This is a genomic window from Ruegeria sp. AN6 (assembly GCF_056540425.1).
The window spans coordinates 1-12,652 of record NZ_JBQFWR010000005.1; the positions used below are offsets into that span (position 1 = coordinate 1).

Genomic DNA, 12,652 nt, shown 5'->3' on the forward strand with positions numbered 1-12,652 from the left:
GCTCAAATAACCTGTTTGAAAATTTTTCGACGAGTACAAACCTCAGATCACGCATGCGCGTCAACTAGACCCCAGAGTTTGCGACACATCCCGGAGCGGTTGCTTCGAAGTATGATAGCTTTTTCGTAACCCACACTCAGGCCAAGCACCCTACGTATTCGTTTCCACTGTCAAAAGCGGTGAGTGTTTCGGCTACGATGACGGCTTGTATTATAACTAGACCTTCCTCTACACGGGCGAATAGCGGTTCGGGGACATCACTTTGGGTTTCTGGTCGTTGTCACTGAACTAACACCTACCGTGAGAGCGCGCCCTGCCACTGTGTATTCTGGCAGCTGACAAAGCAAAAAAATTCCGCCGTGTGAGCGGGGCCCCTAGTAACGATTCTGGCAGGCACCCCCTTGGACATCTGGGGGGTGCGTCTAACGGTGTCGTTGACGGCAGTAGGTGGGCTCTTCTGAGCGTACAGGCGGCATTGTTGTCAGCCACTATCCAATCTTAGGTGTGCTTCGAGGGAACTCTTGGCTGTGACGGATTGTGACAACTGTTCCAATGCTATGGGTTCAGGAGCTCTCGGCTCGGCAAGATACGGTGTCCATAGCGGTGTCTAACTATCTAGGCTGGCTCAGGTCGCATGTTAAGTTATTGAATTAATTGGTCGGAGTGAGAGGATTCGAACCTCCGACCCCTGCCTCCCGAAGACAGTGCTCTACCAGTTTTGGAGCAAGACTGTCCTCAAATGCCTGTCATCAAACCTCGGACGAAGCGCGCTGCATTCCCTTCGATTTCTTGACAATTCCACCATCGCACGCGCGCCGATTGCATTCAATACCAAGAGACGCACACGAAGCCGGTTGCATTTGAAATCGAGTGACAAGAGTGACAAGCGAGTGACGGGAGAGAAGACGAGCATGCGACCAAGCGACTTGCTTGACTTGCCGTTGATCGAGTCGAATTTCGCCAACGAAAGGTTGACCGAACGGCTGAGGCAGCTGAAGTGCTATCAGTCACTCCCCCGCCCAAATCCAAAAACCCGTACCGGCGCTTGACAGTTGCGTAGGCAGGATATCATTCATCCCCCTATATCAGCGGGTCGGTTGGCAAGCGTTACACAACGGGTGCGTGCAAGCGGTCGTACCAACTCCGCGGTATTTTTTTTACGCGGAATGGCCGAAATCCAAAAGTGGTTGGCGTAAGAACACAAGCACGTTCGCGGAAAATTACCCATCTATCGAATGAAAGAAATTAGTAATGAGAAACCGCTATGTTTGGACTGTTCAGAAAGAAACCGGATTATTTTCAAGCAGCATTTGAAGCGCAACAGGATTGGCTCGAGTACGCGGAGCATGCAATCCCGGTACTCAACGGAACCAAGGGGAAATCGGAAAAGAACCACCTCTTCGCGGGCCTTCTGTTTTCCAACTTTCACTTTGGCTTTCTGATTTCAGGAGTGCTGAAGCGTACGGGAGCAGAGGCCAACTCGGAGCAAGTACATGCAGCCGTCCGTAAAGTCATGGGTGAAGACATGTACTGGGTTACACAGCAGGCTTCGTCGCCTTCCATGCTCGATAGCAGCTATCCTTCTGAAAACCCTATCGAACACCTGCAAGCCGCATCCACATTCATGGATTACTTCCGGATGGGACGTGAAGAAGGCACTCAAGACGCTCGCAATCACCGCCTATTGGCCGATGCAATGAGCCATTCTTTGGCTGCAGCCTAGCCAACGCTTTATGGAGTTTCTACCATGCATACCAAGGATTCTCATCAGACAAATTGGTTTCGCTCATTCGCCTCAGTGTACGTTCTCGTTGGAGCTGCGCTGAGTGCACCTACCTTCATCTCAGGCTTCTACTTTGCTCTCTTTGGCCCAATACCGTTGGCAGCAGCTCCACTAGTTTTTGGAACGACTATCGTAACCTGTGCACTTCGAGTCGCGATGTGGCCCTACACGCTCGCCCAAGTGTTTTCCGGCAACCTGTCGATGATCGAGATCTTCTTCTACCATTGGGTATAGATATCAAGCAAAGTTCAATTTCGATCTTTCTGACCTGCAATCACAGGGTTTCCTCTGAATTGCCTTTTTTGAGACGCATGGGTTGAGTTAAAAACTGTAGCAAATGCTTAATGGTTTCAAGCCGCTAATCTTATAAACAACTGAGAATCGCAGCGGATTGCTCACAAATCTTGCGATATTTGTCGGAGGAAATGAATGCCAGAGAACAGGAACCCGCATGTCGATCGAATGGCAAGGTTTCTTCCTTTCGATCCTTCTCACGATCAGATCTACGAAGAGTACCAGGTTGCCAAGGATTCTCTCAACCTTGACACGGTTGCGTTTGAGTATGTGCTGGAAGCAGCCAAGCTCGGTGCGCAGGTCATAGTTCTGACCGGGGATGCGGGTCACGGCAAAACTCACCTTTGCCGCCGGGTAATCGAGAGATTTCTCGGGTATGATGAAGACCAGGCCAGAGAACTTATCAACACTGCTTGCGATGGCAGGCAGGTGATCCCTTCAGTTCGCGGGGCAAACGGAACTGGCGCCCTCCGGATATTCAAGGACTTCTCCGAATTTACCCCTGAGATAGCAGCCAACCTGGTCGAGGCGTCCGGCGAGAGCGACGCAGTCACCATCATCTGCGCGAATGAGGGAAGGCTTCGAGCCGTGCTGTCGTCCAGCGAAGCCGGGCCATATTGTGGTGAGCTACTCAGCAGTTTCGAGTCCTCGTTCGACAATGGTCAGGCAAGTGGTGATGGCCGTATACACATCGTGAACCTGAATCATCAGTCTACAGCAGCGGGGACAGACGGGCAGTCTCTTGGAGACAGAGCACTTCGCGACTGGACATCGGGTGTGAGGTGGCGGAGTTGCAACGACTGCGATGCACGAGACGCATGCCCGATCAATCGCAATCGGGAAATGCTGTCCGAACGAGGTGGAGACGAAGTCGCCGTTAAGCGAAAGGAGAAGCTGCGGCTCTTGCTCGCAACCCTCGAGCGTATTGGCTACGTGATCACCATCCGCGACATGCTGATGGCCTTCGCGTACCTGTTGACGGGCGGATTGAAGTGCGAGGACGTCCACAGGATGCGTCGGAGCCGGAGGAAGAGGGGATGGCAGAGGGCTTATGCATTCTACAACCTCGCATTCGAGGCTCCGGAGACTCTCTCTCGAGAGCAGTTCAAGCGTCTCCCCTTGATGCAGCAGCTGCCAAAGCTCGATCCCGGTCGTCGGGCAATTCGAGAGATCGACGAGCGCATTATCAATCAGCAGGAGATCTTCGCTCACGGTGAGTTGGACCTGCAGTTCCCTTCTACTTCCTCATCGGGCGATCTGGTTGATGCTGCCGACGGCATCGACGAGATCATCGGCGATCCGCGTAACAAGAAACAGAGGGCTGACGAGGCGGAAAGCGTCACGCGCGTGGTAAGATCGCTAAGACGTCGCGCCTACGTAGACGGTCTCGGCGGAGACAACCTTGACATGGCCCATCTCGGTTTCCCTTACGGCGCGGAATTTCTCTCGATCGTGCACAGAGACATGAGCGCTCCAGAGCGCGCGCTTTTGAAGAAACGCGTGATAGCCGGGCTTCACCATATTCAAGGGCTCCAGTTCTCTGAATCGACGCCGACGCTTCACCTTGTTGATCCGGCGTTTGGTCGGTCGATGTCCGGTACAGCTATCCTTGCTACACGTATCAAGCCCGCGGATGTCGACCTCATCAGACTCTCCAAGAAGTGGAGACAAGATGATGAGAAGCCACATCATGTAAAGAATAGCGTGGACTGGATAGACCGCCATGTGGTGCTTAGGATTGTGGATCAGCGACGGCTTTCGCATGACCTACTGCTCGACCTGATGACATTTGATTGCATACTGAGGGCTGCTGCGGGCCACGTACCAACCAAATTTTACGAACACGACATCCGTCGCGTCGCTAGTTTTCTTGGTAGAATTGCGCAGTCTGCCGAAGCAAGTTCGGACCAGATCAATCTGATCCGGGACGGCCGATCCCGCACGATCTCGATCGACGGCAGCACGATTCTGGTTGGTTCCGGAGCCTAGGGAAGGAGTGATCTGAAAATGGAAGAACTCACTAAAGAGAAGACCCGAAAGGGTCCGGAAGTTTCCCGCGAACTGTTCGGGGGCGTTCTCGATTTCGATGCTGCAGGGCATTACCCGGGCCTCGAACTTCTTAACTTCATCTACTGCGGTGAAGGTGAGGATCCCTTGCCCGCTGGGGACGAGGTAAAGATCTCCCGTAGGTCGCATGACTTTGGCAGGAGGCTGGTTTGGGACGGAGCTTTCAAGGACGACCCTCGGCGGCACGATGTGCTACTCGATGACAATTCCGCTGAGGAAACACTGCGGGAACTTCTTCGCTGCCTTCAGTTGGAAATCCCCAACGGAACCAAAGAACCTAAGTGGTCCCGAGCGCATTTCTTTCCGTATACGCCTTCACTCATCCATTGGGATGCAAGAGAAAGATATGGAAACATACGTCTTGAACGTCTTTACCTCCGCGGGGGTGGAGCTCTGGCGTTCAAGATCCTCAGGTCTGATCCTGACTGGGAACGGCTTGAGCGCATCAGGCAAGGCTTCAGGCAACTCTACGCGGCCACTACAGAAAGTCCTCTGGAAGTTCTGGCCGATTTCATCCGCGATCAGAGCAAGTCGGATCCAGTTCCCGGCAATGATGAGATCGAAAGGGCTACACGTTCGAATCTCGATGAGTTTGAGGATGTTTACCGCAACGGGATCCTAAACATTCTCGAACAGAATGACGCTACTTCAGTGGCGAAGATACGGGCTGTCATGGGATGGACCGCGCTCTGGCTAGTCCTCATGCAGAACCGCCGTGCGCGAACTAATCTGGAGCTCGATGTCACGCCGATAATCTGTGACTGCGGAGCCGGCAGTCCACAGCTGCGACGAGTGTCGCAACGCTGCTTGCAGGAGGTTCTCACCAACATTGTCAACGCTGTCATCAAGGCAGAGCCGGAGATCGCAAACGCACAAAGGAACAAGATCAGGAGCTTCTTCTGGGCAACCGCTGCGGCTAACGGGTTTCTGAACGCGTGGAGGGGGCGAAAACACTTCACACTCTCTGTTGATGCACTCGAGATGATTGTTCTGGCCACCATTCCGTCGGGTAGGGAAATGCCTTTCGAGAGGTTTGCGACAGAAGTCTTGTACGATATTTTGGGTATTGCCGTGGGGCGCGGTGCTGCCGAGGCGTCCGGGCTTGTGAATTCGATCGACGCCAGCATCTTCGAGGAGAACGAGGCGCAATTGGCGATGCAGATGATCGCCGCGGGATTGGTCACACAGTATTCAGACGCCACCCGAATGGTAACTCCTAAGACAGCCGGCTAGGCGGAAACCGAAATGAGCAGAACAGAACAGATAATTGCAGCGACAGCATTCGAGATCGTTTCTCGCAGCTTCTCCTCAGAGGATGACGCCGGTCGCAACTCTTTCAGATTGAAGAACCTCAAGAAGAGTGAAGCGCTAGAGTTCCTTCGCGTATGGCAACTCCAGAGTGCTGATCGCGGCCTTGAGAGCGTCCGACTTCTTGTGGCCAGTGATGCACCAGAGGAATTCCCGATCGAGTTCAGGGCGGATCCCGGCCACTCCATAACATACTATCGCAACAACAACGACAGTGGCCTCGTCTATATCGAAACAAAGGTCGAGAGCGACGAGCAGGGTCTCAAGAACCTATTCACACTACGCGACGTGAACTTTCTCGATGGGACGTTCGACGTGGAGGACGAGTTCAGTGTGCCCGAAGAGATGGTCAGGCAGGCGCTGCGTATCGCAGGCTCCAGAAATCCCAAGGGTAACGAGCTCCTGCGCGACCGCTTGGTCGAGGTCCTTGGAGAGTTGAACGCTGGTGAAATGACAATTCCCGTTAGGAAGTTTGCAGGGTTCGTTTCGGCTGCAGCACAGCAGCTGGTTGCCGATGCCGAGGTTCTTTCTCCCGACGAAACCGACGCTCTTGTGGGAAGTTGTCTCGTACATTTGGACATGTTTCCGGACCAGCATTGGCGTAAGAGTTCGGGGCGAGTGTCGCGACGCCTTTCCTTGAATCTATTGCGAGCCGAACTCGCGGCTTCACCCTCGTCGGATCTTGATGCCGAGAAGACTGCGCAGGATTGCCTCAGGACCAAGTTCGTAGATGAACAGGATGAACCCCTTGCGCCCGAACTGCAGGCCAAGTGGCGTGAGGCATGTGCCACGTACTGCTTGGCCCCGACGCGGGAAAAGCGGAACGGCATCCCTTATCGCATCTTCGAGCAAGTCTTCATCAAGGATCTGAAAGGCCTTCCTCTTGGGCAGCGAGTCGCAGAAGAGATCGAGGACAAGGCGCCGTCAAGAAAGACGGAGTTCGATGAACTCGTAGTCGAAATCGGGTTGAACAACCGGTCATCGGAAGATGCCCTCAAGTTCCTGGAGAGCGAAACAGCAGACGCGGGTGTATTGCCCTTGAAGGACCTTCTGTCGAAGCAGACGCTTCGCATGGTCGAAAAGCTTGCAGCTCCCAATGTTGAGACGATCCAGAATCCACTGATCAAGTTGTCGAAGGTAGCCAGAGACTTCTGGGAACGTCACGATCTTAAGGATGGAGAATTCAGGATCGAGCTTAGGGTCGGCGCAGCTGCCCCCGAACATGACTCGCCGACGATGGGATTGCTCGCGTTCCTGTACGGGCAGTCACTGGCCTCGGTGCGCAACAGTCTGGCGGACGGCGTTGGTACCGTTTCCCTTGGGATCGATGAACGCCTGGTGCAGCAACGCGCTGTCCCGCTACTGAAGAAAGAGGTCGATCCGGACGCCGATACATCGGAAACATCTTCCTCCGAAGAGGAAGAGGGCATGGTTTGGCCGCCCGTTCCTCTCGAATTCGTTCTCGTGAACGCGGAAGACGAAACGGAAGTTGACGCTGAAACGGCGGTTGAATGGCTGCCCGAAGACCTTCCCTATCTCGCGCTGTTCTGGATCTCCGTTTGTGGAGAAGACCGGGGCGAGGCGACAGATGAGCTCTACGCTCCCTCGAACCGCAGTGGTGAAGCGTGGATCGAAGAGGTGGCCCATCGCGTTCTGCCTTTTGGAACCCGTCGGGCAAAACCATTCCAAGGGGAAGTTCTCGGAAACCCGATAATCCAACGTTTGGTCGAGATTCGCACGACCTTCCGGGACGCTGCGGAGAGAAGCGGTCTCGATTCCGATATGCTGAACAACGTATTTGATCAGTGGTCAGCTCTTCTGGTCGACGCGCGAAAAGCATTCGTTCCGGAGGGAGACATCCCGCCTGGCATGATCGAGTTCCTCAACTCGGATTGCGTACAGGGCTTCGATGGCGATCGAGTTTTGATGCTGCAATCACATCCGCTCAAACTCAGGTGGATCGCTGCTTATCTTTCGAAGGCGACGCAGCTTGCTACAGATGCGGTCGAAGGGTCTCTGAAATTGAATCAACAGAACGAGGATCTTTATCTGAACTGGATTGAGGGTCTGTCACCTCACCAGCAGCCTTCGATACATTCTGCTGCAGACGGGCACATTCTCTTTGCCGACGGAGAAAGAGGTTGGACAGAAAACTTCCAACGTGACGCGTCATCAGGCGGCACCGCATCCGGTGAGAGAATTCACTCCAGCCTAGTGACAGAGATCGTCCGCCAGATAACTGCTTACCTTCACGCTCACCCTTACAAGACAGACGGCCTTCGAATTCTCGTGGTAACTGGAGGTGCCAGCGCTCTTCCGGCTGATATCGTTCAAGATGTTCGGAAGGGCGACTTCAAGAACCTCGCGATGACAATCGAACTCGTGGCGCCGAAGGATTGCTGGGACGAAGCTGCCCGCCAGTTCGAACTGGTTGATACCGACAATCGTCTCACTGGAGAGGGTGCCCTGTTTCCACCAGTGCAGCTCAATCTGCACGACTTGAAGAAGGTCAAGGAAGACGCCGACGAGGAACTGGGAGAGCTCGTATGCGACCTTGCGATTGTTCCGCAGTTTCTGGACGACAATGTAAACCCAGACGAAAAGACTGAAGACGATTCGGCCTCGGTCGGGAATTTCGACCCACTTCTCGATGACCCGACTTACATAGCGTCAGGGGCCGGTGCAGCGGCGCTGTGGGTTTCGCTGAGGCCCAAGATGTCCGACACGGCACTTTCCGGATGGTCTACTCTAGCAGTCAGACACAAGCGTCGCAGCCCGATTGCCTCGGACAGACCGGAAACAACCGATTTCATCGATATTCAGATCGACTTCCACAACACCGCGAGTTTCTTTGGTGCGCTTCACAAGCGATCTCATTGGGTGATCACGGTCGAGCGGCATATCACGAGAGAACAGATCGAGAAGCTGGAAACCCGACCAGATGTGCTTTCGCTTCGCGATGGGGTCGGCCCGGGCGGCTTGTTTACGCTTATAGTGTCATCCAACGCGGGAAAGCAGTTCATTGTTGACCGCCTGACGAGGAAACTGAAGCGGATCGCCTCGCTGATCGGCAAGCAGGATCTTGTGGAAGAACAGGCACAGCTACTTGCACAGAAGATCTACAATGAGGCGAGGCAGATCTCTCCAAGACTCACCCTTGACGCACTGGGAATATCACGGGTCACCGAGGAGATACTCGGTTTGAGCATTGCGAGACAAATTGCCGAGCGCCATCTCTCGGTGCCGGTAAACGACGGCTTTGTCGCATGGATCTCCCTCGATGAGCACCCCGAATGGTTCGGATCAGCAAACGCGATGCGCGCCGACATGATAAGATTGGCGGTCAGCCTTGACGATGATGGTCTCTCGGTCGACCTGCTCGTTCTGGAGAGCAAGCTGAGACGTTCAGGATACGAGGCTCACGGAGCGGAACAAGTTCGAAAGTCCTTGCAACTGTTCGATTCTGTGTTTTCGCAAGATCCCGAAATGGATCCCCTCGATGGCGAGCTATGGCGAGACACGATTCTCTCGGCTGTGGATACGGTCAGTGAAGATGCGATCTTCATTTCAAGTGACGCATCCTCCGGAAAGGGCACCCGAAGCTCTCGGGTGCCGGACAAGATCAGGGATCTGTTCAGGAGAGGCAGGTTTTCATCAGTGAACGTCGGAGGCTTGTATTCTCTTTGCGAGTACTCGCACCCCCGCGAAATGAACATCGAGGAATACGACGCAGACAGTCGGGTGCAGATTATTCAAACCGGCGGGAGCGCGTTGCTCGAAAGACCTGATGATCGGCTGGTTTTGAAGCCTGCCGGGCGCGAGGAGCGGAAAGCGCAAGAGAGCGAAGTTAAGGACGAACCACGCGATCCGGCCGAAACCAATTCTGGCGCCGAGATTCCTGCGGATATCCCGATAACGCCTGCTGCTTCTTTAGTATCAGAGACGGAAACCGGCGTTGCCGACTTCGCCGATAAAGGCGTCCAGAACGGTACCGAACCTTCTCGAACAGAGAGCGGACACGGCCATCTTGGCAAGGCAGAACTCGACATCAGGTATCAGACAATTCTCGACACGTTTGGTCAGTACGGAATCAACGTACACAAGACTGAGAATGGAGTAGAGCACGCGATCGAAGGTCCAGCATCGATCCTCTTTCGCGTCTTGCCCGGAAAAGGTGTCGAGCCGAGGAAGCTGACAGAGAAAAGCGACGCTTTGAAACTGGCACTCAAGCTGAACGCTTCGCAGGAAATCCGCTTCGCGATCGACGAAGGCTACATGACCATTGATGTGCCTAAGCTGGACAAGGATCGATATTTTGTGGAAGCGCCTGAACTCTGGTCTCGCTGGAAAAGACCCGAGTTCGGATTGACGGTTCCTCTGGGCGAGGATCGTTTCGGAAAGATCGTCGAAATCGACTTCACCTCATCAAACTCTCCCCATCTACTAATCGGAGGTACAACAGGGAGCGGAAAATCAGAAGCCCTCAACACCATACTCGGCGGAATGACCAAACACTATTCTCCGGACGAGGTCAGACTGCAGCTGATCGACCCAAAGGGTACCGAGCTCCAGCATCTCTCGGAGTCCGAGCACGTCGATGGCGAGATTGGTTGGGATGAAGAGGATGCAATTGAAATCCTTGCACGTGCGGTCGATGAAATGCAGGCGCGCTATGCTAGGTTCAAGAGCTCGAAAGTAAGAACTCTTGGCGACCATAACGCTCAGGCACAGGCAGATGAGCGTCTTCCGAGATGGGTGATCGTGCTGGATGAATATGCAGACCTGACATCCGAGCCAGATGCGAAGAAAACGATCGAAGCGCATCTGAAGCGCCTTGCTCAAAAGGCGCGTGCAGCGGGAATTCACGTGGTCATTGCTACACAGAAGCCTGACGCCTCCGTAATCAGCACGAACCTGAGATCAAATCTTCCAGCGCAGCTTGCCTTGCGCGTGAAGAGTAGGAACGAGAGCCAGGTTATCATGGACGAATCAGGAGCCGAGTCTCTGACTGGTAAAGGGGATGCATTCTTCAAGGAGAGTGGGGTCCTGACCCGAGTTCAATGCGCCAAGATCTGAGTGCAGGAAGGTCTTCAGGTCAGTACTGTCTTTAGCAGCGCCGCGATTTTCTGGGCAAGGAACGGAGGGACTGCGTTGCCTACCTGCACGTATTGCTGTGTCCGATTCCCAAGAAAAAGGTAGTCGTCAGGGAATGTCTGCAGGCGTGCGGCTTCGCGAACCGTCAGGCTGCGGCATTGCATCGGATCGGGGTGAATGAAGTAGTGACCGTCTTTCGAGATGTGGCTTGTGATTGTCGTCGCCGCCTGGTCGGCCAGTTGCACTCTGAAGCGATCGTTGAATGCCCCCGTCGACCAACTGCGATGATCAGGGCTGATCGCGGAGGGAAAATCTGCAGCCTTTGGGCTGTATCCGCGAACGCTACCGAATACGGCTGCGTAAAGGTACCGGCCAAGGTCTGACGTCATATGCCCACGCGTTTCGTGTTGTGAAACGGCGCGCAATCCCGGTCGTTCCAACCAGCGAAGCAGTTCATCATTCGAGGTGCCGTAGCTCTCTGGAAGACTGAAACTCGACCTGCTGTCTGGGGCTGTCTTCTTCAAATCCCTTGCAACAGCAGTGAACGCTTTACGCAGTGGACCGTTCTCTTTCCCTCTATGCAAGCCGGCCAGTTGCCTTGCGGCATCGACCACTTCCTGTCGCCACTTTATCGGGTCGTCCAACCCACGACTGATACCACTCCGAAGCGACGGCATCGCGCCGATGACTTCACTTACGGTTCGCTCCACACTCCGGATTGAGATTTCGGCGTCTGCCGCCCCGCTTGCCTGATCCGAACGGATTCCAATGATAATGACCCGGTGGCGTCTCTGCGGGACCCCGAACTTCTCCGCGCGTACGATGAAATCCGAAGGCTTCGTAGCCTTCCTCAATGCGGCAATTCCATTGTCGACACTGATCGCAAAGAGCTCGTATTTTTGCCCGCGACCTGTACCCAAAGAAGACAAGTCTTCCATCAACATCTCGAACACCAAACGGCTTTCAACTGTCGAAGATAGCATTCCCTTCACGTTTTCCATCACGAATGCGGCTGGCCGAAGCTTGTCAAGAACTCGAATGTACTCGCGAAACAGATAGTGCCGTTCGTCCTCCTCAGGCACGTACCCCACCTTGCCCTTTGACCTAGCTCGTCCCACCAATGAATAGGCTTGGCAAGGCGGACCGCCGATCAGAATGGTGTCGTCAAATTTCGTTTCTAGCTCGCGGATGGTGCCATCGATCGCGTTGGCTGCAGCTTCTGTACCAAGCTCAAGCGCACGAGCTTCCGTCTCGGCGGCTCGCCAAGCTCCAGCATCGACGCTCTTCCAATCAGGTTCCAGGCCGCCACCTGCATGAAAATCGATGAACTCGGTGGGAAGAGAGCCATGACGTTCAAGGTATTCACGCAAGAACGCGCGAAGTCTAAGTGTCCAATGGGCCGAAGTCTCTTTCTCTACCGAAATACCGATACGAAATGGTGCGTGACCCCCCTCAACAAAAGACGCAAAGCCCTCGCCGAGCCCTCCCGGACCAGCAAACAAGTCGACGATTCCAAAAGTGGTCGGCAATTCAGGTTCCTAACGATCAACAGTGAATCGGTGTATACTAGGTCCATTAACAATGACCAGGTCGAATGTGGCTGATATTGTCGACAAATCTACGCGATCCCGTATGATGTCGGGGATCAAGGGAAAGAATACGAAGCCCGAGCTCGTTCTTAGGAAAGCCTTGCATGCGCGCGGCTTTCGCTTTCGTTTGCACTCCAGCAAGGTTCACGGTCGTCCCGATATCATTCTTCCGAAGCACAATGCGGTCATATTTGTTCACGGCTGTTTCTGGCACAGGCATCAGGGATGTCGCTATGCCACCATACCGTCGACGCGCGTAGAGTTCTGGCAAGCCAAGTTCGACGCCAACGTCGCTCGAGACAGCAGCGTACGCAGTCTGCTACTGGAAGATGGTTGGCGTGTCGCCACAGTTTGGGAGTGTGCTCTGCGAAAACCTGATCAAGTCGATCCGGCCGCGGGTCAGCTAGCTATTTGGCTCGCAGGTTGCAAACAACGAATTGAACTCAGCGGCGCGGCCAAGACGACCAGTTGCTAATTCGTTCGAGCTCAGTGTCTTAAGGAGTCGGATAACCGATAT

The 12,652-nt window shown here is 54.2% G+C and carries 6 protein-coding genes and 1 tRNA gene; 5 read left to right on the forward strand and 2 right to left on the reverse strand.

Annotated features, from left to right (window positions below; genetic code table 11):
• Window positions 1-659: 659 nt before the first annotated feature.
• Window positions 660-735: transfer RNA gene (locus ACR0MQ_RS09895), tRNA-Pro, on the reverse strand.
• 529 nt (window positions 736-1,264) lie between these two features.
• Here ACR0MQ_RS09895 and ACR0MQ_RS09900 point away from each other — a divergent pair.
• From ACR0MQ_RS09900 to ACR0MQ_RS09915, 4 genes are all read left to right on the forward strand, one after another.
• On the forward strand, window positions 1,265-1,723 hold the full coding sequence (locus ACR0MQ_RS09900; RefSeq protein ID WP_480607756.1) for a hypothetical protein: 459 nt from the start codon (window positions 1,265-1,267) through the stop codon (window positions 1,721-1,723).
• A 489-nt stretch (window positions 1,724-2,212) separates the two neighbouring features.
• Window positions 2,213-4,066, forward strand: coding sequence for a hypothetical protein (locus tag ACR0MQ_RS09905; RefSeq protein WP_480607760.1), 1,854 nt, complete (start codon window positions 2,213-2,215; stop codon window positions 4,064-4,066).
• A gap of 18 nt (window positions 4,067-4,084) precedes the next feature.
• On the forward strand, window positions 4,085-5,377 hold the full coding sequence (locus ACR0MQ_RS09910; RefSeq protein ID WP_480607763.1) for a hypothetical protein: 1,293 nt from the start codon (window positions 4,085-4,087) through the stop codon (window positions 5,375-5,377).
• Between the two features lie 12 nt (window positions 5,378-5,389).
• Window positions 5,390-10,528, forward strand: a complete 5,139-nt coding sequence (locus ACR0MQ_RS09915) for an FtsK/SpoIIIE domain-containing protein (RefSeq protein ID WP_480607766.1) — start codon at window positions 5,390-5,392, stop codon at window positions 10,526-10,528.
• A 14-nt stretch (window positions 10,529-10,542) separates the two neighbouring features.
• Here ACR0MQ_RS09915 and ACR0MQ_RS09920 read toward each other — a convergent pair whose 3' ends face one another.
• A complete protein-coding gene (locus tag ACR0MQ_RS09920) occupies window positions 10,543-12,075 on the reverse strand; it encodes a DNA cytosine methyltransferase (RefSeq protein WP_480607769.1) in 1,533 nt (510 codons plus the stop codon).
• Between the two features lie 106 nt (window positions 12,076-12,181).
• Here ACR0MQ_RS09920 and ACR0MQ_RS09925 point away from each other — a divergent pair, with 106 nt between their 5' ends.
• Window positions 12,182-12,610, forward strand: a complete 429-nt coding sequence (locus ACR0MQ_RS09925; protein WP_480608143.1) for a very short patch repair endonuclease — start codon at window positions 12,182-12,184, stop codon at window positions 12,608-12,610.
• Window positions 12,611-12,652 lie beyond the last annotated feature (42 nt).

Coding starts and splice junctions, on each gene's coding strand:
- ACR0MQ_RS09900 (WP_480607756.1), top strand. CDS start 1,265: ATGTTTGGACTGTTCAGAAAGAAACCGGATTATTTTCAAGCAGCATTT.
- ACR0MQ_RS09905 (WP_480607760.1), top strand. CDS start 2,213: ATGCCAGAGAACAGGAACCCGCATGTCGATCGAATGGCAAGGTTTCTT.
- ACR0MQ_RS09910 (WP_480607763.1), top strand. CDS start 4,085: ATGGAAGAACTCACTAAAGAGAAGACCCGAAAGGGTCCGGAAGTTTCC.
- ACR0MQ_RS09915 (WP_480607766.1), top strand. CDS start 5,390: ATGAGCAGAACAGAACAGATAATTGCAGCGACAGCATTCGAGATCGTT.
- ACR0MQ_RS09925 (WP_480608143.1), top strand. CDS start 12,182: ATGTCGGGGATCAAGGGAAAGAATACGAAGCCCGAGCTCGTTCTTAGG.